Source organism: Vibrio sp. RC586 (genome assembly GCF_000176715.1).
Taxonomy (GTDB): domain Bacteria; phylum Pseudomonadota; class Gammaproteobacteria; order Enterobacterales; family Vibrionaceae; genus Vibrio.
This window is the reverse complement of record NZ_ADBD01000007.1, coordinates 125,598-151,653: the sequence shown is the minus strand read 5'-3', so window position 1 is coordinate 151,653 and position 26,056 is coordinate 125,598. Positions and strand designations below refer to the sequence as shown.

Sequence of the window (26,056 nt, the reverse complement as noted above, 5' to 3'; positions counted from 1 at the left end):
GTGTATCTATGCTCATGGGGATGAACTCACTTGCCGCCTACCTGCAACTCCAAGTAGTTTGGGTGTATAAAAATCCTTGGACTATGGCGTTGATGGTTTGATCGCTCACTTAAGGCGTTATTTCTTATCCTTATCAGGTAATGTTTTGTCATTATTTCTCTGAGTTTAGATACACCTTTTCTCTCGGTTTCCCTCATCAAAATTGATACAAATCAAATTTGTCTGGCACGGGCAATTTGCGCTGCGCGGACTAAACCAATCCAGTGCCAATGACGTATGAGTCACTAAAGATGGTGGTTAGTGTTAACCCCACCACTGGTTTGTTTCATTTTTTGAGGAAAAGAGATGTTAGATACCCTCATGCTGTCGCGGATCCAATTCGCTGCCAATATCAGCTTTCATATACTGTTTCCCACCATCACCATTGCGTTGGGCTGGATATTGGTGTTTTTCAAATGGCGTTATTTACGAACACAAGTCAGTGAATGGCTCGATCTCTACTATTTCTGGGTAAAAGTGTTTGCGCTGACTTTTGCTCTTGGGGTGGTGTCGGGCATTACCATGAGTTTTCAATTTGGCACTAACTGGCCGGGCTTTATGGAGCGGGTGGGCAATGTGGCAGGTCCCTTACTTGGCTATGAAGTGATGACCGCCTTCTTTATGGAAGCGACGTTTCTTGGTGTGATGCTGTTTGGCCGAGGGCGTGTACCGGAATGGTTGCATACCTTATCGACTGTGCTGGTGGCTGTGGGCACCAGTTTATCTGCGTTTTGGATTCTGGTGCTCAACAGTTGGATGCACACTCCAGCTGGTTATGAAGTGATTGATGGCGTGGTGCATGTCACCAGTTGGAAGGAGGTGATTTTTAACCCCTCGATGCCATATCGCTTAGCGCATACTTTGCTGGCATCGGCATTGACGGCAAGTTTTTTGATTGCCGGGATCAGTGCTTATCAAGTGTTGCGTAATGCTAAGCATCAAGCCGCCAAAATGGGCTTAAAAGTGGCCGTGAGTGTGGCCGCGTTAGCGATTCCTGTGCAGATCTTGGTGGGGGATTTACACGGCCTCAACACCTTAGAACATCAACCCGCGAAAATTGCGGCGATGGAGGGTGTATGGCAGACCGAGCGTGGCGTACCGCTACTGCTGTTTGCTCTGCCAAATGAAGAGACTCGCAGCAATGATTTTGCTCTTGGTATTCCGAATTTGGCCAGCTTGATTTTAACCCATGATATGAACGGGGAAATTGTTGGACTTGATGCCTTCGCGCCAGATCATCCCCCCGTCGCACCGCTGTTTTTTGGTTTTCGCGTCATGGTGGGAGTGGGTGTGCTGATGCTATTGGTCAGTTGGTTTGGCGCTTGGCGTGTATGGCGTAACAAACCGCTACCCAAACCCTATATGTATGCCTTAATCGGCATGACCTTTTCGGGTTGGGTCGCCACGATTGCGGGCTGGTATGTCACGGAAATTGGTCGCCAGCCTTGGCTGGTGAGTGGCGTATTGCGTACCGCTGAAGCCGTGACCCCCGTAGCCAGTAGCTCGGTTGGGATCTCGCTGACGCTTTATCTCATCACTTATGTTGTGTTGTTGGTCGCTTATGTTCACACCCTGTTTTACCTTGCGCGTAAAACCGGACACGCACCGCAAGTTTCACCAAGCTCTACAAAGGCCGCGTTATGATGCAGTATTTGCCAGAAATTTATTTGTTGTTGTTGGGTTTCACCGTGTTTATGTACGCGGTGTTGGATGGTTACGACTTGGGCGTGGGCATTTTACTGCCGCGTAATGATGTGGCGCAGCGCGATCGAATGATCGCCTCGATTGGCCCATTTTGGGATGCCAATGAAACTTGGTTAGTGTTGGCGGTCGGTATCTTGCTGATTGCCTTTCCTACGGCACATAGCCTGATATTTACTGAGCTTTATCTACCGACCGCGTTGATGCTGATTGCGCTTATCATGCGTGGAGTCGCGTTTGATTTTCGGGCAAAAGCCAAAGCCGACCACAAAGATCATTGGGATTTGTGCTTTAAAATCGGCTCTCTGCTGGCCGCGCTTACCCAAGGCTATATGATTGGCCGCTATGTCGTCGGGTTTGAATCTGCGCCTGAAGCTTATGCTTTTGCGGTGCTGAGTGCGCTCTGTGTGGCCGCCGCCTATGTGTATATTGGTGGCGCTTGGTTGGTGCTCAAAACCGAAGGGGATCTGCAAGTGCGTGCCGCGCGTTGGTCGCGTAAAGCGGGGTGGCTGGCGGCGTTAGGGGTGCTGTCGGTCAGTTTGGTCAATCCATGGGTGAATTCTGCAGTCGCAGAACGTTGGTTTAGTTTTCCTGAGGTGATCCTGCTTGCGCCGATCCCTATTATCGTTTTTGCCACGATTTTAGTGGTGGATCGCTATCTCAAACGCGTACCGACGGTAAATGATGCGGGTGTGCAATGGCCTTTCTTTGGTGTGGTGCTGATTTTTGGATTGAGTTTCCTCGGGCTCGCGTACAGCTTCTTTCCTGAGATCGTCCCCGGAATCATGACTGCGCAGCAGGCTGCGTCATCACCTGAAACCTTGATGGTGGTGGGGATTGGTGTGGTGATCGTCATGCCAACCATTCTGCTGTACACCTTTTTTGTGTATCGGATTTTCAAAGGCAAAGCGACCGATCTAAGCTATCTGTGACCTTTACTACACTAGAATCCAAACAAACGGCGCATCACGCGCCGTTTGTTTTATCCGCACCATTAGGTGGTAGTTAAGCAGTGGGCTCATCACAGACGACTTGCCCATCCCGAATGGTCACAATTCGCTTAGTACGTTTGGCTAGCTCATTATCATGAGTGATGACGATAATGGTGCGACCTTCGCGGTGCAGTTCATTGAACAGCGCTTCAATTTCGGCACCGGATTTTGAGTCCAATGCGCCAGTTGGCTCATCTGCCAGCAAAATTTGCGGCTGATTGATCAGCGCGCGCGCAATCGCAACGCGCTGTTTTTGTCCGCCTGACAACTGATTGGGTTTGTGATCTAAGCGATCCGCAAGGCCAACTCGAGTCAAGAGTTCTGTGGCGCGTCGACGGCGATCTTTGGCTTTTACTCCCGCATACACCAAAGGAAGGGCGACATTATCCAGAGCACTGGCGTATTCCAATAGGTTGAAGCTTTGGAACACAAAACCAATCTTTTGATTGCGGATCGCAGCCAGTTGTTGAGTGCTTAGGCTATCGACCGGATGTCCGTCCAATTGATAGCGGCCCGCGGTAGGTTTATCCAAACAGCCCAGTACGTTCATCAGGGTTGATTTACCCGATCCCGAAGGTCCGAGAATTGCCAAGAATTCACCGTGACGAATGGTTAAGTCGACGCCATTAAGCGCTTTAACCACGTTTTGCCCACTGGTGTAATGTTTACAAATTTGCTGTAGCTCCACCAAAGGAGCAGGAGATAAAGACTTCATTATTCACTCTGTAATGCTTGTAACGGTGTCACTTTTGCTGCGTGATTGGCGGGTAACCAAGCAGCAACAATGCCCATCACGGTTAGGGTGACAATCACTATCACAATGACGCTAAGCGACAGCTCAGGAACCGGCGGTTGGCCTAAGTGGTCATAAATCGGATTGCCCTGTAAAGGAATGGCGGCGAGTAGGCGAACCATCGCAAATGTCACACCTAAGCCGGCAATTCCTCCCAATCCCATGGTGATCAAAGATTGAGCCAAATAGTGGCAGCGAATGGTATTGGGGGTAGCGCCTACGGCCATGCGTACGCCAATGTCGCGTGTGGCCCGCTTCACGGTAGCAAACATCACATTGGTAATGCCTAAACTTGCCACGGCCAAAGTGATAAACCCAATAATGCCAAGGAAGCTTTGTAGTCTCAGCAGAAACTGCTGCATACTTTTCTGGCTCAAAAAGTGGTCTTGCACCATGACAATTTGCTGATCGCCACTTTTTGGATAGCAATCAAGAGCTCAGGGCTGTGATCTTTGGCGGCGGTAAGCCAGTCATCCAGCTCAGCACTGAATGGCCAACTCGGTGTTGGCGTGTGGGTATCCACTTCATCCACTTGCGGGGCTGAGGCATTGATCAGTATTGAGAGTTGGCTGCGTTTGGTTTCGAGTTCCGCCTTCGCATTGAGAATGGTTGACTCTTCATCAAGTTGGTTGACGCGTAGCTCTTCCAACTCCACAGATTTTATTTTACCCGCTAGATAACGCTGTTCAGCGATGGCTAATAATTGTGCGCCATCCGCTTGTTTTTGCTGGGCAAGAGTCAAATTACTTTGCGCTTCCGCTAAGGCAAAATAAGCGCTGAGTAACTGATGAGCGAGCTGGTTATAAGCTTGGTTACGTTCAAGTTGGGCCAACACCCAATCCGCATCGGCTTTATCCAATGCACTCCACTTTCGGCTATCCCACAAGGTTTGCTCAATGGTGGCACCATAACTGCTCGATCCATTTTGGCTTTCTGACCAGTTCATTCCGGCACTGCCTGAGAGTGAAGGAAGGAGATCGCTTTTGGCGAGATACTTATCTTGCACGCTGAGCTGCACCGAGAGTTCGGCAATGTGTGCATCGGGTGACTGTTGTTTGGCTTGCTGCCACGCTTGCTCGATGGAGAGCGCTAAAGCAGAAGAAGATGCCATCAGGCTAGTCAGTACACACGCGGAGAGAAAGCCCTTATTCATGCTGGCCTCCCAGCATGCTGTTATCCACTATGCTGTCTTTCTCGGCTACGCCTTCTAAGATTTCAACCTGCACGCCGTCAGAAAGTCCAAGCTTGACCGGATGAGCGGTATAGCCTTGTGCAGAGCCATCCGCAATCAGCACCATGGGGGTTTCGCCCTCAAACTGTAATGCGCGCTCCGGAAGGGTAATAACATCCGCAGCACGTTGTAAGGTGATTTTTGCGCTGGCAGAGAATCCAGAACGTAATGTCATGTTTTCAGGGATGTCTAATTGTCCGATTTCGACTTGAAATCCGTTATCAAAACTTTTTCCATCTTTGTTTTCCGGATTATTTAAGCGCTCCGATTGAATCGCGACTTTGGTCAACTGACCATTGATCACCTGCTCAGGGTAGGGGGCAACGGTAATACTGGCGGGCATGCCGGCATTCAACTGCGCAGCATCATGTTCACTGACACTGCCTTTAAACACGATATTTTTCATATCCGCTAACTGGATCATTTCTGTTGCCGCTTGGCTCGACTCGGTAGAGATGATCGGCTCTCCGACCTCGACTTTGATATTTAAAATCGTGCCACTGATCGGGGCATATAGAGTAGAGGAGAGCTTGGCTTGCCCAATCGAAGCTTCACCGCTGCGGATCAACTCTAGGTTTTGGCGTTTTTGCTGCACTTCGGCTTGCTTAGCTTTGACGTCGGCTTTCGCGCGGACGTAATCATCATAATTGGCAGGAATGATTTGCTGTTTCACTAAGCGCTCAAGGTTGGCTAAGCGTTGTAAGTCTGATTCAAGATTCGCTTCACTTTGCATCAGTTCTGTGGAGGCATCGGTCAACGCCTGTGGTGTTGGATTCGGACGAACCTTAATCAAGGGTTGTCCTTGCTCAACATGTTGCCCTTCACGCACATAAATTTCACCGACAATACCGTTGATTTGCGATTTAATTGCCACCGAATGTGAAGGCATGATTTGACCAACCGCGACCGCCTGTTTCTCTATTGTTCCCCGGCTGACGTTGAGGGTCGGTAATGGGGATGAAGACTCAGGGGGATAAGCGAGAGTGTAATAACCGCCTGCCAAGCCAACACCTACTAAGGTTGCAAGAAGTGTCCAACGTTTTGCCATAAAAAACTCATTTATTTCATCAATCAATTAGAGACGGGATTCAGACTAAGGATGATAAGGAAAGTTCAAAAAAACGTTGTTTTTTAACATGCGAAGGGAAAAATAAAAAGCCCTGTCCATGCTGTATGAACAGGGCTTAGTCCGTGAGAATAGAAGAGATAGAGAAGGTCGTCTAATTAGTGATCAATCATATCTGCGAGAATCATTGCCGCGTGTGTTTCAACCACGCCTGAATCGAAACCGTACATGTGGCCATACTTGTTTGCCAGTGCGGTATGCACATTGTTAGTGATCTCATCTTGCCAGCGTTTGAACCAAACAAAGTGGTTACCGTCACTCAACACTGGAGTATAGGGGGCGACTTCTAGCTGCTTACCCACTTCAGTTCTGATGTCCGCAATATACTCAAGCAGATCTTTTACATCCTGTTTCGAACCTATATTGCCATGGCCACCGTTAATAAAGTCCCACTGTTTGCTCAACGGTTTGCTCAGAAGGCTTTGTAGATCTTCTTCGTAACCGTGGAAATGTTCTGCTCCCGCGAAATTGTAAAACGGTAGTTGATCGGGGTTAATCATGTCCGCGAAATGCAACACGCGATCACTTGGGATCAGAATCATGGTGTTATCAGGTGTATGGCCAGAGCCTTTTGGTGCTATCATCTTGATTTTCATTGAGCCAAATTGAACCGTTTGAGGCTTCGTCAGGTCGTATATGTCATTCGGCGCTGGAACTTTCGGGGTTTTCACACCGTTTTCGCCTACTTCGGCGTGTTGGTTGATCTTGTCCGCAACGGTTTGGCTAGCAATAACGCGGACTTTATCTACTTTTGGATAATTTTTCTTAATTAAGTCAACCAGTTGGTTGCCGCCACCTAAATGATCTAAGTGGTAGTGAGAATACATAATCGTAGTGATCGGTTTATTCGTGATGGATTGCACCCCTTTAAAAAGCGCATCAATACGACCATCTCCTAGTGGGTCAATCAGCAAGACAGAGTCTTCGTTAACCACAACGGTAGCGTTGTAATAATTGACCCCTATCCAGTAGGTATTCTTGCCCAATTTTTGAACGGTGGCTTGGCTGTTATCAAACTGGCGCTCATACAGATTATTGATTTTTTGTCCCAGTTTCAAAGAGCGAGTCGCAGAAGGCTCAACTTCGATTTTCACAGTGTCTTGAACAGTTTCACCTGGGAAAAAAATCGCGCGTTGATTGTCGTGGTCATGGCCTTTAGCACTTGCATTAAAAGTAAGTAGTGCTGCAGCAATAGGGGCTAAAGCTAAGGTGGATAGTTTCATTTTTCTCTCCTCAATCAGGTGGGGAAAAGATAAATGAGAAACAAACATATCAAAAATGCATGCTTGTTATAGTATGTATATCATGTACGCACGAAATTATTAGGTGATGAGATGGTCGCCCCCGAAATCAATTTGCGCAGCATTGATTTAAATTTATTAACGATTTTAGAAAAGCTATTGATTCATAAGCACATTAGCCAAGCCGCACAAGCATTGAATATGAGCCAACCCGCCGTCAGCCGAGCCCTGATGCGTTTGCGTGAACAATTTGGTGATCCACTGCTGGTGAAAGTAAAAAATGAGTACCGATTAACCGCAAAAGGTGAGCGCCTCTGCAGTGAACTGGAGAGGTCGCTCAATACCATTCGACACATGTTGGTGGATGACAAGTTTGACCCAATGCATTATTCCGGTGTGTTCACCATTGGTGCATTGGATTTCGAGATGATGATGATTGTGCCGAAATTGTTGGCGCGTTTTCAACAGCGTGCACCGAACTTGAAATTACAAATTGTGCCTTATAATGCGTTTATGCCGTTGCATGATTACTTGGAAAAGGTGGCGGATTTACTGCTGTATTCCACTGATGAGTCGCCCACCAATGTGTTTAAACAGCGTTTATTCAATGATAACTATGCTGTGGTCATGTGTAGAAACCATCCATTAGCCAATCAACCGATGACACTGGAGAGTTATTGCCAGAGTCGACATGTGATCATTTCCGGTAATGGTTTGGGCAAAACGGATATGGATCATGAGCTGAAGAAGCTCAATTATCAGCGCGAAGTGGTGGCATCATTGCCACATTTTTCGATGGTGCCGGAGTTACTGATCAACACCGATCTGATTGCCACCTTACCAAGACGTTTGGTGACTCACTTAGGTCGGCGTTATGAGATTACCGTGGCTGATTTACCTTTCTATACTGCCGATTTTCGAGTGGAACAATTTTGGCATCTTATCCATCACAATAGCCCAATCCACCAGTGGGTGAGGCAGGAAATAAAAAATATGGTGGATGAAGAAATCAATGAATTGGTGTGAGGCGGCTCCATGAGCCACCTCTCCCTTTAGTTTTTAACGAATTGTATCGCAATAAAAGTTAAGCCTTACAGGATTGGTAACGTAAGAGTGCTTGCTAAATGTAAGGCGCAGAGTAGAGCAACGCTGAGGCAAACATAATTAATCACTTTACTTACGTTAGGATTATGCAGTTTACCTAGCAGTGGTAATGCTGCGAATTCGTTGCCTCCCCATTCTCGGTTTTTGAAATCAAAACAGAGACTCAAAAACAAAAAGTGACTAGCGGTGACAATACGAGCATGGAAAAAGTCCTCTGCCTGCAGCGCAATAGTCAGTGAAGCCAAGTGGGCGAGCAGTAACGTCACTTTAGGCAAAATATAGCGATATTCCACCAATAAAAGCTGTAATAGCCAAAGGGTATAAATTGCTTTCAACTGCCATGGCACTGGGGTTCCGAATAATTGTAAATGTCCGGAATCCAGCAACTGAGTTTGTCCTGCTTGAACAATCCATACCAAGATCGCGAAAGATAAACATAAAGAGACGGCGAGAGATAGCCATGCCTTCTTACGTTTCTGCACCAATAAAAAACCACCGGCTTGAAAAACAAAGAACACCATAAAAGCTTTATCCATAACACTAAAAGGAATGATATGGAGTAAGGCAACCACACAGAGTAAGTTGAAAGCGCTTTCTAAGATCAATATTCGAGTGATTTCTTGTTGATTATCAACAGGTTTAACTAAACGCCAAAACAGGATTGGCAATAACAGTGTCAAGATAACTGCCACAACCACCTGTGACTGCACGGCTTGGTAAAATCCACTGAAATAGATCAAAACCAGTAGGTAAAATAACAGCGCAGAAAGGATATTACGCAGTGGCATAGGTCTGTTCCTCTTGGTTTGAGGTGGCAATTCGTTTTTCGAGTGACTCAATCGAAAGTTTGGCCGTTTCTACGCATCGCTCCATTGTGACCGGAACCCGCCATGTTTGACGCGGATCGACAAGATACTCTCCTGCTAAAAATACGTTCTGATAGCAATCAAGCTCGATAGGAATTTGGCACGCGGCATCAGGATGGGTTAGGGCATGATCGGCGACCCAATAATGTTCGATTCCCGTTTCACTCATCACACAGGGACCAACGAATGGATTCGCCTCTTTTTGATCGGCAATCTTTTCTTTCCAATATAAACCCGGCCCTACATGGAACCCTTGATAACCCGATGTGGCCAGCAAAGCGGTGTCACCAAAAATCTGGGTGATGATCTCTTGCTCAATCTGCTTCGGAGTGCACGCCAGTAATGGTTTATTAAATGCGGTTCCAGCGGCAATGTTCAGATCCGTTGCTGTAACAGAGAGGCAAAACAAGCCATTAGGCTGTGATAACTCAAGCCCCAAGGTGAATCTACAACGATTCCGACGGTTTTATCCTGCAAAATTTCGGGCAAAGTAGCGAAGTGGAACTGGAACCCGTGGCTGAGCACGTAGCGGTATTGAAATTGCAGTGGTGTGGCAGACAATAGCTGTTGCGTGACGTGGATAGGCAGCGCCAAAATAAAATAATCGGCGTTAATCACCTCTCCTTGAGCGGTAACAGCATGAGAAATTTTCGGTCGATCAATCGCTTCCACTAATTGATCAACCTCGCAGCTAAGCCTAAATTGCACAGCATTCTGGCGTAAGTGCTGGGTTAATGGGGCTATCACTGCCTCAGAAATCGGGCGTCGATAACCCAAACTGTATGCACTGGGCGCACTAGGATGAAAGGGGCCCACTTTATTGTTGAGCAAATCTAGGACGGAAAGTGCAGGGCTACTGTCGGTTGCACCGATCCAACCTAATAGTACGGGACGCAAAAAGGCCGCCAATTTTGGCCTTTCGTTGAATTCAAAATAGCGCTCAAGAGGCGTACTAAGCAATTCATCACTGTTTGGCAAGTTCTGCAAACGTGTTTTAAACCAATAAATATCACTCAGTGGAACACCTACATAATACATCGCATACGCGGATTTCATATCATCAATGAGCTTATCAATCAGCGAAAAATAGCCGCGTTTGAATTGCATTGTTTTATCCGATTTAGCCCAGTGAAATTGCACTTTTTGTTGTGGGTAAACGTAGTCAAAGCAAGTGCCATTGGTAGTTGGGATCTCTTGTAAAAAGGAAAGCAAATGGAAATTTTTTGCAAAGAACTGCCGATGTGTAAGCTCATGTATTTTCCCGTGATGTACAGAACCAATACATTTCCCACCCGTAAAAGGCAGCTTGTCGTAAACCGTTACTTTATAGCCTTTTTTAATGCATTCATGTGCTGCGGCTAAGCCAGAAATTCCTGCCCCTAAGATAGCAATATGTGGAATAGAATTAAGTTTATTATTCATACTTGCCTCATTTAAATATGCTTGATTGATAAAGTTTTTATGCATTAATAAGAGGTTGAAGTTATGCTCACTAAACCAGTTATATTAGGGTTAACTGCTATAATGAGTCTTATCTCCAACTGACGTTTTTTACTTTGTTTTAGTAAGATGTTTTGGGTAAATATAAAAATACCTTATTTGACGAATAATTCACCAAATGATGAATTATCAATTGTCATTTTAGAACTAAGTTCTATTTTCTTCGTTTTTTACTATATATTTACTCAATATAAATATATCGATGGTTTATATGAATTAACTGAAGTTGCATGTCGTATTGATAAAAATAAATAAAATAGCCAGACTTATAATTTCTGGCTATTTGTTAAGATTGAACTAATTTAAATTGAACTAATTTTGAATGCCTTGAATAACGACTTGGTTTGCTACCTCTAGACGCTCCAAAATATGATTAGGAATGTTGTGCAAAAACTCTGATAGATCCAATTCAAAATCAACCAAAAAGCCACAACGGAATGGGAAATTGTTAGTATGACCAAGTATGATGAGTTGAGGGGTTTTACCTGCCCAAATTAGTTTTGCTTCGTGTTGTGGGTTCTCCGCTATATCGCAACTACCTAGCTGTGAACGAAAAACACCATCTTTTATAGTGTAACCATTAAAAAATGTAACGGGTATTTTTGAAGAGGTTGGGAAAGTAATCGGTGCATCTGGAACTGAACCGCTATCGCCAGGGAAAGTAATAGGAGTATTAGCTGAAGCAAATGGTGAGGCAATAAGTGCTAGCAAGCCAATGAGTTTAATTGTTTTCATAATGATGTCCTTTTTATGATGTTGGGAATATTCCCACCTGATAAGTTATATTATTGTCAAATGATAATAAATATCAATGTTAATTTTCTTGGTTGAGTGTCACAGATTATTTTTTTAAACAAGTGGTGTAGTTGATATTGGTTTTTAAAAATTACTTAATTGAAAAAGGTAACAATGAAACCACATGCTATTTTATTGGTTACACATAATGCACAGCATCACCATAAATATTCTTTGCTGATACGTTGCCTTTCTCAAGTAGATATTTTTTTCCATCCTTAACCATATTCATAGGCCCACATAGATAGATGTCGAAATCTCGCAAATTTGAAAAGTCGTTTAATATTGCATCAATCACTAATCCTTCACGACCTATCATTGAGTTGCATGGTTCCTCTAATGAGAATACATAATGTAGGTTTGGATGTTGTTCTGACAGCATTAATAGGTCTGAATGAAGATAGAGTTGGCTAATTCCTTTAACTCCCCAGTAAACATAAATACTCTGACCCATTTTATGGTGGAGCGCATTTTTAAGTAGGCTCATGATATAGGAAATCCCCGTTCCTCCAGCAATTAATAATATAGAGTTGTTGCTCTCTTTCCGAAGCCATGCATCACCTAATGGCCCTTCAATCTCTAGTGATAATTCTGCTTCTTTAAATTCATGTAAGGCTGCAATAGCACTAAGAACGCCTTCATCACTCTTTGATGCTCCAATATGCAGTTCGATAAGCCCTGGCTGTGAAGGGCAACTAGCAATAGAAAAGTAGCGATCTTTCCCTGCCAATGTGAGCTTCAAATATTGTCCAGCTTTAAAATCCAAGGGGTAGTGTGGCGCTAAAATGACTTGGTAGATCCCGGGGGCTAGGCGCTGAACGGTGTGAACGTGGCATAAAAATTTCATTTTCTTGTTCCTATTCTTCTTAAGGCGTGATGTGGGGGAATGAAAAATGTTGTGACATCTTTAGGGCACAGCCTTTTTGGGCTCGTGTATTAATTCGGCGAACAATTTGTACTCTTGTATAAGGTATTTCCTCAGTGGGCTGATGAACGTAACCAAGATCATCCGTAATTAAAAATGCAGGGTAGCTTGTCGCGGAGGCATCCATATAACTCATTAAACCTATTTCCCCATCAGATAAAGGCTGAAGAGTTCTGGGATTTAAAGCACGAGCATACACCCAAGGTGGAACACATTTGCGTTGCTGATCATCTTCAAAAAAGCAAGTATTAAGTTCAACTTGGTTGAACGTATCGCGTATTTGGCTTATATCGTTGAGACCAAAAGTTTCCATTAACAATTGATTGAATTGATCTCTATTTAAGGCGGAGTTTTGGTGAGCTTTCCACCCACCCCCAGTGATGATGTAAAGTTTATGCCCAGCTCGGAAGTGGATTTTTTCTGCTTTCATGTGCTGACATAGAAGATAAACAAAATAGGGAGGGCCAATTAAGCAAGCGGTTTTTCCCAAGCTTTGAATTCGGTATAAGTGCGTGAGCGTTTGGTCAAAATCTACGCGGTCATCTTTTGCGGTAAAAGCGGTTGGGTAGAGTAATTCAACAAGACTCATCACATATTTAAACCAGATGTTGTGAGCGTTAAATCGATCTGGGCCTAAATTAACAAGCTCCATTTCATGGTCAAACCATGTACCCACCAATTTCATTCCATAGCTTACAGAACCTAATAAACGCTCAATACTCAGGCGGTCTCGAGGAATATAACTTTTTTGTCCCTGTGTACCACTGCTGGTAAACCAATGCTCGATATCTTGAGGTTTTGCGCTGGTCACCCGCATCGTTTTAAATACAGAGGTCGGATAAACGGGGATATCGTCCAAATGCTCTATTTCAAGGCCAATACTGATAGTTTGGCAATAACGACGATAGTCAGCATTGTTCTGATAGTGCCAACGAAAGGCTTTCATGATCACATCATGTCGAATGTTTTTCAGCTCTTCGTATGACCATGAGCTCGGCTCACTCATGAAGATTAAATCATCAAGGGAGGAGCTTGCTTCAATATCAAATTTCTCAACGGCAGGCGTGTCAATTAAGGACAGCGTGGTATTCATTGTGTATTCCTTAAAAAAGGGCCGCCACCGAAGGAGGATGCGGCGGCCCAAGGGAAAAAGAAAAATCTTTTATTGATGGTATTTAGCGATGTTGCTATTAATCACATCCAATACATGCAGGCGGTGAGCGGGCTCTTTTATCGACTCAACAGAGAGCAGCAGATCGGAAGCTCCACACATTTCAATAGCAACTCGTGCGGCATGAGTGCTTTCTTCGTATGTACCAATGGCACTTTCTTTGATGATGCGTTCTAAGACGACCTCAACTTCATCGCTGGGATAGCGTTCCGTGAGGTATTGGGATAGGTATTGACCAACCTCTGCACGCGCGATATCGCCATCATCATTTTGATTGACCAATAACGCGAGTTGATGGCGTACGGCTTGAACATCAACCCCATGTTTTCTTGCTGTCTCTTGATAACGTTGCGCATATTCTTGCCGAGTCGCATTACTATCATCCCATTTAAAGGTCAACGGCAATGCCCGTTTAGCTGCCCATTCCACGACCTGTGTACTAGAGGCATAAACGTACTGTTGCGGCCCCCCTTGGGTAAAACAATGTGGATTAACAGAAATTTTGGGGAAACTATAAAAGTCATTATTTGGATGGCAATAACCTGTGGTTAGAGCGTCATTAATAATGTGATAACAAGCTTCGAATATTGGCTGCTGAGAATCTAAAGGGCGGTTAAAAAAGTTCATCTCGTCGCGGTTTTCACAATCACTGAAACCTAAAATGAAACGGCCTTGACTCATTTGGTCGAGTAGGCCAGTTTCTTCAGCCGTTCGGACGGGATGGTGAGTGGTCAAAATATGATTGAGTGAACCAACCTTGATACGCTCGGTCATGCCCAATAAAAAGCTGGCTACAGTCAGTGGGGCACCAACAATGCCGTGATCACTAAAATGGTTCTCATAAATAAACAGTCGATCAAAGTGTCCTTTTTCCGCGTAATGCACACTATCGATCATGGCATCGAAAACCTCTGTGCATGATTGGCCAGAATGAAGGAAATTTAAGAAAAATAATCCGAATTTCATAGGTTCTTCCTTTGAAAATAGTTGGCGTTAGTTTGTGGATTTGAGGTGAGGCATCACTTCAGCTTGAAAGAGCTTCATTGAGGCGATAATTTCTTGTTCTGAACCGTTGGCTTCAAATCCACAGCAAATATTAGTAATCCCCGTTGCATCAATATCCTGCTGAATAATTCGAATACATTCTTCTGGTGTTCCTACTGGGTTGATTTCGTAGCTGTAATCAATACGACGATTAGTATCGCGATGTCCTTTTAGAACAAAATCTCGCCATTGCCCTTTATTAAAGTCATAGCCTTTAGTTTGGTCTGAATCATCAAAAATGCGGGTAGCATTGACGTAGGAGTCATACCAGTGGGCAAGAAATTGGCGACAGATGTCTTTTGCGCGTTGTGAATCATGATCCACAGAGGTGATGTAGGAGAGGCAGTGATCAATATTCTGGATATCGTGTCCATGCTCTAACGCGATCTCGTTATAAAGGTCAAGTTGCGCTTTTTTCTCATGAGTGTTGATAATCCAACTCAGAATCATGGGTAAACCCCGCTTTGCTGCCCACTCAGTGGTTGAAGCAGACTCAGCGACCACATAGACAGGAGCACCACTACGATGATAGGGGGCAGGTTGGACTTTCACTTCAGGGAAATGGATATGCTCGTTGTCCGCAGAGACAGAGCCTTGTGTCATGCCTGTCGTGATTAAGTCGTACCAGCAATCCATCAACGCGCGGCTATTGTTCATGTCAGTGCCAAACACTCGAAAATCTTTGTCATAGAGCCCACGGCAAATGCCGAAACGAAAACGTCCTTTCGACAATTGATCGAGTAAGTTTACATCTTCAAGCTGTCGAATGGGGTGAGCGGTCGGCAGTACGATCGCCGCCGTACCGACATGAAGATGTTTTGTGGCTCCCAAGAGGTTTGCGGCGGCAACATAAGGATTACCGAGTAAACCAAACTCAGTGAAATGATGTTCTAGCAACCAAACCGCTTCGAAACCGCATGATTCTGAAGCTCGCCCAAGATTCACTAAGCGTTGCATCACTTCTGTTTGTGATAACTCAGGTGGTTGGTAGGTCAGTAAGAAATTTCCAAATTTCATAATATGTCCTTGATTAAGGTAGGTAAGGTATGAGTAGGCTTATGCCTGCATCATCGTTTCTGTTTCAATTTGATTTTTCATTCGGCGCTCGTTGACGGTTGCGATAGTCAATTGCTCAAATGTGGGCTCCACAAAAGGGATGTTGATATCGAAACTATTTGAATCGAGAGCGATTGCTGCTTTAGTCACTGATTGGTAGAAGTTACGGAGTACCACTAAGTTCTCACCGAGATCATGCGAGCTTCCAAGTAGGGAATACAGCTTGCTTTGACCACTAGGAATATGGGAAAGCATCTCAATAACTTCGTCTTGCTTGACCCAATCATCTCCATTGGCGGTAAACGCAATGAAAGGGATCGAGAGATGGCGAATTTGTTCTACCGTGGATGAAAAGCTATCCCAGTGATTTGCAAAACAATCACGAACAAAGACTTCCGCACCTAATTTATGCCCTTCAAAATCCAGATCGTTTGGCAAAGTTTGAATAGGGAGGCTGAGGTAATCAAAACCAAGGGCTTTTTCTAAGGTATCGCGCAGATTCACCACCCCAACCGCGGTGATCAAGAAGGATAGGTCGAGTTCATTTACGCTAGCGTAAGCAATTCGGGCGGATAAGCTTGCTGCAATCACTCCAATGTCTGTTACTCCGCGGTTATGAAGCCAAGCCATCACGATTTCCAGACTCTGCTTGCCAATACTCATTGTGTATTGATCGATCGTGCCGGAGCTTAATCCAACATGATGAAGTGAATCATAGCGATAAACATGAAATCCGTTGGCGGACAAATAGCGCGCTAGACCTGCGAAATGATCCATTCGACGAGCAAAGCCAGATGCGATTAAAATGCTATTCCGCCGCGTTGGCATTGAATTAAATTTAAGTGTTGGAGGGGTTTCCCAAACATGAATTTGCTGATTTCCAGATAAAGAAATCACATGATCAATGGTGCAGGGGTCATCCACTTCCCAATGTGATGAGTGAGACATTCATTTCTCCTTTATGATGTTGTTTTTGGGTAACTAAGGTACAAAGACTAAGAATTTGTCTTCTTCCAGATAGCGTGTCTGCTCAATAGCGACGGCGACATCTTTGGTTGTGAAACGGCTAGGGCGTTCGTGGGAAATAAAACGCACTAAGCGCTGCAATGGACGCATGGCATCATGGGCACCACCGACGCGGAAAATATTATTCATCCCCGATTCAACGATACGCTCAGCGCCGTGAGCAGCGAGTTGATCGCGATATTGCAATGAACAGGACCAAGGGAAGAGGGAGACCGTTTGAGTTTGTCCTTTAATGACAAAGGGCAGCACTTCCTCAAATGAAGCCATTTGATGCAGATAAATACAGCGCCCTAATGGATGATTCAGCTCTACGCCGGCTGGAGATTCAATCATCATCCAATCTTGTTGATTACCCATTTCGGCGGTAAACCCTGCAAATTGGCATTCACGCAGAGTTAAGGAGAAGTCGGCTTGCTCATCAATACTGGATTGCGACTTTGGCAAAATTCGAGCATAGCGCTGTAATTGCTCTCTTAACGCTTGCTTAAATTCAGGAAAACGAGGGCCGATATAAAAAAGATTTTGCGTTGAAAAGCAGGCTTGTTGGTCATAAAAACAGATGTCGTGAGCGGCTCCTTCGGCCGCTTCGATCAAATTCTCAGGATCATTGATGATGGTGAGGCTTTTTTTCGGGCCAAACTTAATGAGCTCAGTATGCGGGGGGGTATGCTCTACGGCCCAACGTATTGCTTCTGAACCGCCCCAAGCGACGACCACATCCATCTTTTGCATTAAACGTTGGGCTACCTGAGTGCATTGCGTATGAGGCCAGTAAATAATGGAAATGGATTGGGTAATGGGATGATTTGGATCGACATCGATAAAACTCATCGCTAATGCATGAGGGGTGAACGGATCATTCGACGACATTTTTACGATTATCTGATTCTTGGTCAGAATGGCGCGCAAAATAGAGGTTACGCCTGAAAGAGGCACATTGCCCGCTAATAAATGCAGTGAACGGCCTTTAGGCAAGGCCTTAACATAGCACTCATCTTGTGCTACCCATTCATCCAATATATGACGTGAACCTAGCTCGGTTTGTACAATGTCATATAGCGCGCTTTTAGAGCACAGAATCATGGCGATCCAATTGGCTTCCAATTTGGCCATTTCCTCGGAATAACCCAGGAAGTTTTTCAAATCCCGAATATAGCTACGTCTTCTGGTGTATTCTTCATTTTTCCAACGTTGACCTACGGTATAAAGGAAATTAATAATATTGTTGAGTGTTAATTCCAAATTGTTTTTATAACTTGTTATTTCATCTGAGATGTGATCGGTTAAAACATCTAGGTTGAGACTGTTTTCGCGAAAACAAATACTTTTTTGTTCTGATTCTGATTTTTTTGAACAATCAGTCACTCTTCCATTAATAATAAATGGCATGTGTTTTTTCATATTATTTAAGCTCTTTTTTGATATTTTACTGCACTACAGTAATTTTAAATAAAGAATTAACTTTATAGGTTGAGTGTGATGGATTTTGGATTGGTATTTATGGGTTTTTAATTTCTTCAATGCCAATGGGTGTCGTCATCGCTAATGATTTATCAAGGGCAAGGGGAATTAACCACCGTAAATTATGAATGACATTTTTAGGTAATGCATCGCAAGGTAATAATTTCACAATTTCTTCTTCCGTTGTTCGAATGTTATGGACTTTGTCACTAATCATGCAAAGGAAATAAACTCGATAAATATCTGGCCTAGTTAAGGTCACATACAACTTCCATTCATCTGGCTTTGTCTCGACGCCAGTCTCTTCTTGAAACTCCCTCGCGATGGCTTCATAGGGTGATTCATCATGTTCAATCTTTCCTCCGATACCGTTATATAATCCACTCTGCCATTTGGGTTTTAATTTTTTGATTAATCCGACGTTTAATAGGTCTTGAGAGAACATAAACCCAGTAACATAATTGATCATGCGTATTCCTCAGACACTGCAAGGATAATTTGGCTGAATCCGTTAGGTTCGATATGAATTGTGTATTCGCGTTCTGCACCATAGGAAATATATCGAATCGGTGCACTGATATAGGATTGAATATAAGCAAGATAATGAAGTAGTTCTTTGGGTAAATCGGATAATTTTAGAATGCCATTAGGGAGTCTTGGCCAACCTTGGAATTTTGTGTAAATAGGCTCGACTTGATCAAAATGAAGAAGAGCTTCATCAGTGCACACTTTTTTTCCGTGTAATAAATATCCATTACATACCCAAACTTCATCCATGCCACCGAGAACATCAAGATTGGTGATCGCCACTTCTTTGACGCCATTGAGATGAATCGCTTGTTCAACCAAAGCAAGATCTAACCAGCCACAGCGCCTTGGTCTTTGCGATACCGTACCAAACTCATTGCCCTTCACTCGAATGTACTGTGCAATGTCACCATCAAGTTCTGTCGGAAATGGACCATTGCCAACTCGGATCATGTACGCCTTCATCACTCCTAATACTTGTAACGTTTGAGCTGGAATGCCTATTGAAGCAAAGCAGCTCTGAATTAAGGTGGAGTAGGCCACTGTGTAAGGGTAAGTTCCGAAACTGTTATCAAGAAAAGTGGCCTGAGAGGATTCCAATAACATGCTTTCGCCACGTTGAAGTAAGCGTGATATCACTTGATTAGTGAAGCAAAAATAGGGTTCTAGTTGTTTACCGAGCCTGAGTATGTATTGCACTTGTTGTTCAAAATTGAGGTGAAGCCGCCCTTCAAAGACGGATTCAATTTGCTTTTCTCGAATTTCCCAAAGCAGAGTGAGCTTATGACGTAATACAGACTCATTGAGCGTATCTTGCAATCGAATACCTAAACGATTGGATTTGTCTTCATAGCACGCCCCAACTCCCACACCAACGGAGCCGATTTTATGAACCCCTTTGTATTGCTCAGAAGCTTGGTTAAGTGCGGCGTGAATTGGTAAAACAATATGGCAGCGGGGATCGATGAATAGTTGAGTGTCAGGACAATGATTTTTGATGAACTCTATTTCTTGGAGTAGCCTCTCTAAGCTGATCAAGGCGCCTTGCGAGATATAAAGGCATTTCCCATTCCTAATAGTTGCTGGAATTTGAGAAAAAGCCATGCGTTGCTCATTAAAGACAACAGAATGGCCAGCGTTCGCTCCACCATTAAATCGAACAATATGTCGGTATTGCTGAGCCAGTAAGTCGACAAACTTACCTTTACCTTCGTCGCCCATTTGTAGGCCTACAATCGCTTTTATCATTTGGCTCTCTCCTGTACGAGCTGATCGGCAAGAACAACGGCTTCTGCTAGGGTATTGACAACAGGGTTTCCTGTGTCCGCTAAGCGCTGATGGCTAAACGCACCACCAGAATAAAGAATGGAGGAGAGACCGAGCGCATGCGCCGCATCGGCATCGTCTTGGGTATCACCGATGAGGACAATCTCATTTTTATTGATTCCTTGGCGAGTAATAAGCTGGCTCAAGTGCTTTTTAAGATAGGCTGATTTGCCTTCTTGATTCAGCGGCCTGTTCGTCCATGAACTTCTGAAAAATGCTCTATGATTCCAAAAGCAGAAAGCATTTTAATTAACAGATTGTGTTCCATTAGAGAACAGACGGAATGGCTTTGGCGTTCATTCAGTAGACGGGCTGCATCTTGAGCTAAAGGTGCATCAAGTACCTCCTGTTTATAAATTTGACTAAACTTTTTGCCAATTTTTGACCATTCAAGCAGAGTAGGTTTACGCCCTAAAACTTGATGATAGAAATCTTGTACAGGTACACAGTAAAGAGAACGGTACTCTTCCGAACTCAATGGAAGTACATCAATTCCCATCAACGCAGTGTTGGTCGCTTTGAGTGAGATATGAAAATCATCGAGCAAAGTTCCATTCCAATCCCAAATAATATGTGCTTGCATATTGCCTCCTTGCCGGGCTAAAAATGATCGTATTTAAGCGCTATAACATTCAAGTTTTAAACAATAATTCCTTAAAGAATCAAATGCTTGAGTCTGGGTTCCCAAGTTAGATAAAAGGTTAAGTACACTTTTTGAGTACACTAACCATTCCATAATATTGGTGGTATGGTTTTGAGTAGTGGATGGTTGCTGTACTAATTGCTTGAGTAAATGATGATGACGAACATTCCATGGTGTTAAATAATCTAAAGATGAGAGATCAAATACAGAGTCTTGGTGGTAATAACCTTTAACGCGCAATAATTTTTCCCAATGAAGTTCAATAGCCGCTATTTTTGCATCAATTTGATAGTGATTTTTTAGAATTGATTTTGCTAGATGGAGTGTTTTCCCTGTGCCACAATTATCATCCAGAATCAATACGGATGGACGCAGATCTATTGGATTTCCCCAAAGAAAGTCATTACACTTTTTCGTGTCATCGTAACGAGAAATTTTTAGATAATTGAGTTGTGACTCATGATAGGCGGAATAAATAGCAGCACTGGCTGCACCACCAAGTAATATTCCCACACATACATCAGAACGTGGTATCTGCATGACAGAGACGAGAGTTAATAGATGATTATCACCCTCAAGATCAACTCTTGGTTTAAAATCTGCCAGATGATTGGGAAAGCTGATCATATAGCTACTTACAGTAAAGTGAGTTTTCCCCATAAAAAAATCGACAATGCCTTGTGCCATCTCTTTAGCTTTTTGAATATAATAATTCACAAGTTCTGAATCATTATGTGCAATTAAACAGTCTAAGAGACGAAGTAATCCGTTTAATATGTGATCCATCAAAATGTAGCTAACATAAGGATTGGCTGTAGAATTTAATCGATTATGGTAATCAAAAATATCAAGCATTAACTGAAGGCATGTTAACTCTTCATAGTATTTATTACCTCTTGATAGGTATCTGTTATTCTGCATAGGTAAATTAAGGTCTTCAATGCATTGGAGATCACAAGACGGTAATTGATGGGTTGGTATATGAATTTCACCCAATAACCCAACTTCAGATAACTTCATTCGAAGTTGATTCATTTTTATAGTTCTGGTGTGCATATTGAAGAAACCTCTTGAGTTGATGTTGTTGAGTATGGATGAGTTGCCCTAGTACGGTTCCCTCAATACCAAGTCGTTGTAAATGGTCAATATCGTCTAGAGAGCAGATTCCACCACCAGAGATGATAGGGTTTGATGTTGTTTTGATGACTTGTTCTAACAGAGAAAAATTAGGGTGGTTTAATGAACCTCCGCGGTCTATGTCTGTCACTACGTAGCGTTGACATCCGCAATTATCTAACCAGTCTAGTATTGTCCATAAATTCCCCTGAAGAGTATTCCACCCCTGAATGGCGAGTTTGTATTCTAATTTCTCCAATTTCACATCGAGAGCAATGGCAATTTTTTCACCATATTGGCTAAATAAATTTTCACAAAGAGAGGGCTTGTCGAAAATCATTGAACTGATATTGACTCGAGAACATCCAGCAAGAATATATTGTTCTAAAATTTCACGGCTTCTTATCCCACCGCAGATCTGAGTCTGTACTTTTCCATTAAGATATTTAATTAAATCTATGACTAATCGTTGATTGTTTCCAATACCAGATGCAGCATCAAGATCGACAATATGTACCCATTTTGTGCCCGATTGATAGTAAAATTCGGCTAGCTCTAATGCGTCACCAAGACATCGCTTTTGTTTGGTTCTTCCTAGAGTTACATCTATGGCTGATCTTGATGTTAAAGCTTTTCCACCAACCATATCTATGGATGGATATAAGTTAAATTTACTCATGGAGTAGACCTGTAATAAATCCGTTTTCTAACATTAAGTTTTTCAATATGCTTATATTAAGATTGGTTTTCTCTAGTGTGGTTTATATTTTTGTATATATTTGTCATTAGAGTTTTAACTCAATATTTAGTTGGGTTTTTGTTGGTTTATATACTTTATTGATGATTGTTTATTTATTATTTACGTTAGTTTTGCATATATTTAAAGTCAATTAAAAAATACCGGTGTGCGATATATTTTGATCATCATTGAAAAAATCGCCGCCCTACTTGATAGTATTGTATTTTTAAGTGCTCATATTTATCGATGTGATTCACGTTATTTAGTGTGGAATAAATAAGGATGAGCTAAATAAATGCAAGTTAATAGGTTTTTTGATAAATTTAATTTTATTGGTTTGATAAATATTAAAAAGATGTCGTTGCAGTCAAGCCATATTGATAAATGGCTTGGATAAAATGAATAAACATTTATGCACGCGTATAACGCTAGATATACCCAAACTACTTGGAGTTGAGGTCGGCGGCAAGAGAGTGAATCCCCATGGTCATAGGCAGGCTATGTGATTGGGGTGAACGAATGTAGCCAACACCGCTGCAGCTTCAAGTAGGAAAGGGATATAGGGTAGATGTGAGGGATTGAATTAGCATGAAAAAGGCTGCCTGATGGCAGCCTTAGCTTTTTACTGGGGGAGATTAAACCAGATCGAAACGATCGGCGTTCATCACTTTTGTCCATGCGGCAACAAAGTCTTTCACGAATTTTTCTTTGTTGTCGTCCTGTGCGTACACTTCGGCATAAGCACGTAGGATGGAGTTAGAACCAAACACGAGGTCAACACGAGTCGCTGTCCACTTGGTCTTGCCACTCTTACGCTCCACGATATCGTAAGAGTTGCGACCGGTTGGCTTCCAGGTGTAGCTCATGTCGGTCAGATTAACGAAGAAATCGTTGCTCAACGCACCTACTCGGTCAGTAAACACACCGTGTTGGCTGCCACCGTAGTTGGTGCCGAGCACACGCAGTCCGCCAATCAATACCGTCATTTCTGGAGCGGTTAGGCGCAGCAATTGCGCTTTGTCGAGTAACATTTCTTCCGGTGTGACTACATAATGCTTTTTCTGCCAGTTACGGAAACCATCCGCGAGAGGTTCAAGCACTTCAAATGAATCTACATCCGTTTGTTCCAGTGTTGCATCACCACGTCCCGGTGCGAAAGGTACTGTCACATTCACGCCAGCCGCTTTGGCCGCTTGTTCAATACCAAGGTTACCTGCCAGAACAATCGTATCGGCGATACTGATGCCTGATTCAGCCGCAATTTTCTCCAGCACTGCCAGCACTTTGGTTAGACGAGCAGGCTCGTTACCTTCCCAATCTTTCTGTGGTGCGAGACGAATACGAGCACCGTTTGCGCCACCACGTTTATCAGAACCACGGTAAGTGCGAGCACTATCCCAAGCGGTGCTGACCATTTCGCTGATGCTTAGGCCGCTTGCCGCAATTTTTGCTTTGACCGCATTCACATCATAATCTTTACGACCCGTTGGTACTGGATCTTGCCAAATCAGCTCTTCTGCGGGTACATCTGGGCCAAAGTAGCGCGCTTTTGGTCCCATATCGCGGTGAGTCAGTTTAAACCAAGCACGAGCAAACACTTCTGAGAAGTAAGCTGGGTCTTTGTAGAAGCGCTCTGAAATCTTGCGATATTCAGGATCCATTTTCAGTGCCATATCGGCATCGGTCATGATTGGGTTGTAGCGAATGCTTGGATCTTCCACATCAACAGGTTTGTCTTCCTCTTTGATGTTGATGGGTTCCCATTGCCATGCGCCGGCTGGGCTTTTCGCTAGTTGCCATTCGTAAGTGAACAGTAGGTAGAAGAAACCGTTATCCCACTTGGTTGGGTGAGTGGTCCACGCACCTTCAATACCACTGGTGACGGTATTACGGCCAACGCCACGGCTAGTGTGGTTGTTCCAGCCAAGACCTTGCTCATGCAGATCTGCTGCTTCTGGATCTGGGCCAAGGTTAGAGGCTTTGCCATTACCGTGCGCTTTACCGACGGTATGACCGCCCGCAGTCAGAGCAACCGTCTCTTCGTCATTCATTGCCATACGAGCGAAGGTTACACGCATGTCTTGCGCGGTTTTGAGTGGATCTGGATTACCATCAACACCTTCAGGGTTAACGTAGATCAAGCCCATCATTACTGCTGCGAGTGGGTTTTCTAAATCACGCTGACCGGAATAACGGCTATTTTCACCGCCGGATTTGGCAAGCCACTCTTTTTCAGAACCCCAGTAGATGTCTTTTTCTGGATGCCAGATGTCTTCGCGGCCAAAGGCAAAACCAAAGGTTTTGAGGCCCATTGATTCATAAGCCATGTTACCGGCAAGGATCATCAGATCGGCCCAGCTGATTTTGTTGCCATACTTCTGTTTGATTGGCCACAGCAAACGGCGTGCTTTATCTAAGTTTGCGTTATCAGGCCAAGAGTTGAGAGGGGCAAAGCGTTGGTTACCGGTGCCTGCGCCACCACGACCATCGGCAATACGGTAAGTACCTGCAGAGTGCCATGCCATACGAATCATCAAACCACCGTAGTGTCCCCAGTCGGCTGGCCACCATTCTTGGCTGTTGGTCATTAAGGCTTTGAGATCACGCTTTAGCGCTTCCACATCAAGCTTTTTCAGCTCTTCGCGGTAATTGAAATCAGCACCGAGTGGACTGGTTTTGCTGTCATGTTGATGAAGGATGTCGAGGTTGAGTGCTTTAGGCCACCAGTCCATATTGGACATACTTGAGGAGGTCAAACCACCATGCATCACTGGGCATTGGCCACTTGAGCCAGTTTTATTGTGCTCCATTTCTTACTCCTTGCTTGGCGTTACTGAATTTTATTTCATCATTCGAATGTAAAACCAGTTTGTATTCGAATGAGTTGGGATCTTGCATTGACGGATAGAGTCTAGTCAGAGAATTCCGCTGAGACTAATTAGAATTGCCGATACTTGTGATAGGTAATATTGACTACTTTAATAGTAGGTTTGTTTTTGGTCATAATTGGTTTTTTAAACTGATTATTTGTAAATAGGGGTAACTTAACGTGTCGGTATTTGTATTTGATTGGCAATGAATTTCCGGTTTTGCGATAGCGATCATGAATGGGTGATCGTCCCTCAAAACAATGGCAGCAAATTTGTCAATAAAACATAGGCGCAGAGGGCGATTTTGTTTTTCATCTTCGGTATTCTGCACATCGATATTGATGGGTGATGAGGCTTACTGTTTCTCACCGAATAAAACATAGAAAAAAGAGAATACCATGACGATACATCGTATTAATCTAGGCACTCGTTGGTCTGACATCACCGTTTTTAACGGTATTGCCCATTTTGTTGAAGTGGCAGATAGCGATACTTCGGCAGACATGCAAGGCCAAGTTGAACAGGTTTTAGCGCAAGCTGAGCGTCAATTGGCGAAGATTGGCAGCGATCGTTCGCGCATCTTATCAGTGACGATTTATGTCACCGATTTTGCGGATCTCCCAGTGCTTAACCAAGTTTGGGATGCTTGGTTCCCTGAAGGTTGCGCACCAAGCCGTGCTTGCGTGAAAGCAGAACTGGCTGACCCAGATTACCGAGTAGAAATGGCTTTTGTTGCCGCCGCGGGCGAGCAGTACCAATAAGG

The 26,056-nt window shown here is 43.8% G+C and carries 22 protein-coding genes and 3 pseudogenes; 4 read left to right on the top strand and 21 right to left on the bottom strand.

The features are described from left to right. The first annotated feature begins 345 nt into the window (after positions 1–345). Both VOA_RS13315 and VOA_RS13320 read left to right on the top strand, forming a co-directional pair. Positions 346–1,683 carry a cytochrome ubiquinol oxidase subunit I gene (locus VOA_RS13315; protein ID WP_000887582.1) on the top strand — a complete coding sequence of 446 codons (1,338 nt, stop codon included), beginning with the start codon at positions 346–348 and terminating at the stop codon, positions 1,681–1,683. Then, on the top strand, positions 1,680–2,672 hold the full coding sequence (locus VOA_RS13320) for a cytochrome d ubiquinol oxidase subunit II (RefSeq protein ID WP_000984098.1): 993 nt from the start codon (positions 1,680–1,682) through the stop codon (positions 2,670–2,672). Before VOA_RS13315 ends, VOA_RS13320 begins: the two co-directional genes overlap by 4 nt. A 73-nt stretch (positions 2,673–2,745) precedes the next feature. Here the strand turns inward: VOA_RS13320 and VOA_RS13325 are convergent, their stop codons facing one another. The 5 genes and pseudogenes from VOA_RS13325 to VOA_RS13345 form a co-directional block, all read right to left on the bottom strand. Continuing rightward, on the bottom strand, positions 2,746–3,447 hold the full coding sequence (locus tag VOA_RS13325) for an ABC transporter ATP-binding protein (RefSeq protein ID WP_000839109.1): 702 nt from the start codon (positions 3,445–3,447) through the stop codon (positions 2,746–2,748). Beyond that, positions 3,447–3,935, bottom strand: a pseudogene (locus VOA_RS13330) (ABC transporter permease); the annotation flags it as partial. The gene VOA_RS13325 and the pseudogene VOA_RS13330, both read right to left, overlap by 1 nt. Beyond that, positions 3,920–4,678 (bottom strand): annotated as a pseudogene (locus VOA_RS13335) (TolC family protein); the annotation flags it as partial. The pseudogenes VOA_RS13330 and VOA_RS13335, both read right to left, overlap by 16 nt. Next, positions 4,671–5,804 carry an efflux RND transporter periplasmic adaptor subunit gene (locus tag VOA_RS13340; RefSeq protein ID WP_001129591.1) on the bottom strand — a complete coding sequence of 378 codons (1,134 nt, stop codon included), beginning with the start codon at positions 5,802–5,804 and terminating at the stop codon, positions 4,671–4,673. The gene VOA_RS13340 and the pseudogene VOA_RS13335, both read right to left, overlap by 8 nt. A 176-nt stretch (positions 5,805–5,980) precedes the next feature. Continuing rightward, a complete protein-coding gene (locus tag VOA_RS13345) occupies positions 5,981–7,105 on the bottom strand; it encodes a VarG family subclass B1-like metallo-beta-lactamase (RefSeq protein ID WP_000778171.1) in 1,125 nt (374 codons plus the stop codon). A 111-nt stretch (positions 7,106–7,216) separates the two neighbouring features. Between VOA_RS13345 and VOA_RS13350 the strand changes: the two genes are divergently transcribed. After that, complete coding sequence (locus VOA_RS13350; RefSeq protein ID WP_000226378.1) at positions 7,217–8,149, top strand: LysR family transcriptional regulator; 933 nt, start codon at positions 7,217–7,219, stop codon at positions 8,147–8,149. A gap of 65 nt (positions 8,150–8,214) precedes the next feature. Here the strand turns inward: VOA_RS13350 and VOA_RS13355 are convergent, their stop codons facing one another. From VOA_RS13355 to katG, 16 genes and pseudogenes are all read right to left on the bottom strand, one after another. Continuing rightward, positions 8,215–9,015 carry a hypothetical protein gene (locus VOA_RS13355; RefSeq protein WP_001131046.1) on the bottom strand — a complete coding sequence of 267 codons (801 nt, stop codon included), beginning with the start codon at positions 9,013–9,015 and terminating at the stop codon, positions 8,215–8,217. Beyond that, positions 9,002–10,515: pseudogene (locus VOA_RS0117420) on the bottom strand (NAD(P)-binding protein). Before VOA_RS0117420 ends, VOA_RS13355 begins: the two are co-directional and overlap by 14 nt. Before the next feature lie 390 nt (positions 10,516–10,905). Continuing rightward, entirely contained in the window at positions 10,906–11,328 is a 423-nt protein-coding gene (locus VOA_RS13360) for a hypothetical protein (protein WP_000848982.1), read from the bottom strand. A gap of 199 nt (positions 11,329–11,527) precedes the next feature. Beyond that, the gene (gene fre / locus VOA_RS13365; protein ID WP_000669980.1) at positions 11,528–12,235 is read right to left on the bottom strand and encodes an NAD(P)H-flavin reductase; all 708 of its coding nucleotides are present in this window, start codon (positions 12,233–12,235) and stop codon (positions 11,528–11,530) included. A 19-nt stretch (positions 12,236–12,254) separates the two neighbouring features. Then, complete coding sequence (luxE, locus tag VOA_RS13370; RefSeq protein WP_001098399.1) at positions 12,255–13,406, bottom strand: long-chain-fatty-acid--protein ligase LuxE; 1,152 nt, start codon at positions 13,404–13,406, stop codon at positions 12,255–12,257. A gap of 69 nt (positions 13,407–13,475) precedes the next feature. After that, positions 13,476–14,450, bottom strand: a complete 975-nt coding sequence (gene luxB / locus VOA_RS13375; RefSeq protein ID WP_000668369.1) for a luciferase subunit beta — start codon at positions 14,448–14,450, stop codon at positions 13,476–13,478. 27 nt (positions 14,451–14,477) lie between these two features. After that, on the bottom strand, positions 14,478–15,545 hold the full coding sequence (gene luxA / locus VOA_RS13380) for a luciferase subunit alpha (RefSeq protein ID WP_000668386.1): 1,068 nt from the start codon (positions 15,543–15,545) through the stop codon (positions 14,478–14,480). Positions 15,546–15,584: 39 nt separating this feature from the next. Then, positions 15,585–16,532: a fatty acid reductase transferase subunit LuxD gene (gene luxD, locus VOA_RS13385; protein WP_000019861.1), complete on the bottom strand. Its 948-nt coding sequence runs from the start codon at positions 16,530–16,532 to the stop codon at positions 15,585–15,587. Between the two features lie 33 nt (positions 16,533–16,565). After that, on the bottom strand, positions 16,566–18,011 hold the full coding sequence (gene luxC / locus VOA_RS0117415) for a long-chain-fatty-acyl-CoA reductase LuxC (protein WP_000716491.1): 1,446 nt from the start codon (positions 18,009–18,011) through the stop codon (positions 16,566–16,568). A 97-nt stretch (positions 18,012–18,108) separates the two neighbouring features. After that, a complete protein-coding gene (locus tag VOA_RS0117410) occupies positions 18,109–18,540 on the bottom strand; it encodes an NUDIX domain-containing protein (RefSeq protein WP_000611645.1) in 432 nt (143 codons plus the stop codon). Continuing rightward, entirely contained in the window at positions 18,537–19,847 is a 1,311-nt protein-coding gene (locus VOA_RS13390; protein ID WP_000588269.1) for an adenylosuccinate synthase, read from the bottom strand. Before VOA_RS13390 ends, VOA_RS0117410 begins: the two co-directional genes overlap by 4 nt. Beyond that, positions 19,844–20,071 carry an HAD family hydrolase gene (locus VOA_RS20090; RefSeq protein ID WP_232202775.1) on the bottom strand — a complete coding sequence of 76 codons (228 nt, stop codon included), beginning with the start codon at positions 20,069–20,071 and terminating at the stop codon, positions 19,844–19,846. Before VOA_RS20090 ends, VOA_RS13390 begins: the two co-directional genes overlap by 4 nt. 35 nt (positions 20,072–20,106) lie before the next feature. Then, entirely contained in the window at positions 20,107–20,508 is a 402-nt protein-coding gene (locus VOA_RS20085) for an HAD family hydrolase (RefSeq protein ID WP_232202774.1), read from the bottom strand. A gap of 33 nt (positions 20,509–20,541) precedes the next feature. After that, complete coding sequence (locus VOA_RS13395; protein WP_000777180.1) at positions 20,542–21,588, bottom strand: hypothetical protein; 1,047 nt, start codon at positions 21,586–21,588, stop codon at positions 20,542–20,544. Then, positions 21,575–22,363, bottom strand: coding sequence for a 1-(5-phosphoribosyl)-5-[(5-phosphoribosylamino)methylideneamino] imidazole-4-carboxamide isomerase (locus VOA_RS13400; protein ID WP_000033089.1), 789 nt, complete (start codon positions 22,361–22,363; stop codon positions 21,575–21,577). The genes VOA_RS13395 and VOA_RS13400 overlap by 14 nt, the downstream gene beginning before the upstream one ends. 695 nt (positions 22,364–23,058) lie before the next feature. Further along, on the bottom strand, positions 23,059–25,233 hold the full coding sequence (gene katG / locus VOA_RS13405; protein WP_000400834.1) for a catalase/peroxidase HPI: 2,175 nt from the start codon (positions 25,231–25,233) through the stop codon (positions 23,059–23,061). A gap of 458 nt (positions 25,234–25,691) precedes the next feature. On the opposite strand from katG, the gene VOA_RS13410 reads away from it, so the two are divergent. Beyond that, complete coding sequence (locus tag VOA_RS13410) at positions 25,692–26,054, top strand: RidA family protein (RefSeq protein WP_000152362.1); 363 nt, start codon at positions 25,692–25,694, stop codon at positions 26,052–26,054. Positions 26,055–26,056 lie beyond the last annotated feature (2 nt).

Excerpts from the sequence above, each read along its gene's own strand:
- VOA_RS13395 (WP_000777180.1), bottom strand. The coding sequence starts at position 21,588 with ATGAAGTTATCTGAAGTTGGGTTATTGGGTGAAATTCATATACCAACC.
- fre (WP_000669980.1), bottom strand. The coding sequence starts at position 12,235 with ATGAAATTTTTATGCCACGTTCACACCGTTCAGCGCCTAGCCCCCGGG.
- luxE (WP_001098399.1), bottom strand. The coding sequence starts at position 13,406 with ATGAATACCACGCTGTCCTTAATTGACACGCCTGCCGTTGAGAAATTT.
- VOA_RS13410 (WP_000152362.1), top strand. The coding sequence starts at position 25,692 with ATGACGATACATCGTATTAATCTAGGCACTCGTTGGTCTGACATCACC.
- VOA_RS13340 (WP_001129591.1), bottom strand. The coding sequence starts at position 5,804 with ATGGCAAAACGTTGGACACTTCTTGCAACCTTAGTAGGTGTTGGCTTG.
- VOA_RS13400 (WP_000033089.1), bottom strand. The coding sequence starts at position 22,363 with ATGAGTAAATTTAACTTATATCCATCCATAGATATGGTTGGTGGAAAA.
- VOA_RS13355 (WP_001131046.1), bottom strand. The coding sequence starts at position 9,015 with ATGCCACTGCGTAATATCCTTTCTGCGCTGTTATTTTACCTACTGGTT.
- luxD (WP_000019861.1), bottom strand. The coding sequence starts at position 16,532 with ATGTCTCACTCATCACATTGGGAAGTGGATGACCCCTGCACCATTGAT.
- VOA_RS20085 (WP_232202774.1), bottom strand. The coding sequence starts at position 20,508 with ATGCAAGCACATATTATTTGGGATTGGAATGGAACTTTGCTCGATGAT.
- VOA_RS13320 (WP_000984098.1), top strand. The coding sequence starts at position 1,680 with ATGATGCAGTATTTGCCAGAAATTTATTTGTTGTTGTTGGGTTTCACC.
- VOA_RS13315 (WP_000887582.1), top strand. The coding sequence starts at position 346 with ATGTTAGATACCCTCATGCTGTCGCGGATCCAATTCGCTGCCAATATC.
- VOA_RS13325 (WP_000839109.1), bottom strand. The coding sequence starts at position 3,447 with ATGAAGTCTTTATCTCCTGCTCCTTTGGTGGAGCTACAGCAAATTTGT.
- katG (WP_000400834.1), bottom strand. The coding sequence starts at position 25,233 with ATGGAGCACAATAAAACTGGCTCAAGTGGCCAATGCCCAGTGATGCAT.
- VOA_RS13360 (WP_000848982.1), bottom strand. The coding sequence starts at position 11,328 with ATGAAAACAATTAAACTCATTGGCTTGCTAGCACTTATTGCCTCACCA.
- VOA_RS13390 (WP_000588269.1), bottom strand. The coding sequence starts at position 19,847 with ATGATAAAAGCGATTGTAGGCCTACAAATGGGCGACGAAGGTAAAGGT.
- luxA (WP_000668386.1), bottom strand. The coding sequence starts at position 15,545 with ATGAAATTTGGAAATTTCTTACTGACCTACCAACCACCTGAGTTATCA.
- luxC (WP_000716491.1), bottom strand. The coding sequence starts at position 18,011 with ATGAAAAAACACATGCCATTTATTATTAATGGAAGAGTGACTGATTGT.
- VOA_RS0117410 (WP_000611645.1), bottom strand. The coding sequence starts at position 18,540 with ATGATCAATTATGTTACTGGGTTTATGTTCTCTCAAGACCTATTAAAC.
- VOA_RS13350 (WP_000226378.1), top strand. The coding sequence starts at position 7,217 with ATGGTCGCCCCCGAAATCAATTTGCGCAGCATTGATTTAAATTTATTA.
- VOA_RS13345 (WP_000778171.1), bottom strand. The coding sequence starts at position 7,105 with ATGAAACTATCCACCTTAGCTTTAGCCCCTATTGCTGCAGCACTACTT.
- luxB (WP_000668369.1), bottom strand. The coding sequence starts at position 14,450 with ATGAAATTCGGATTATTTTTCTTAAATTTCCTTCATTCTGGCCAATCA.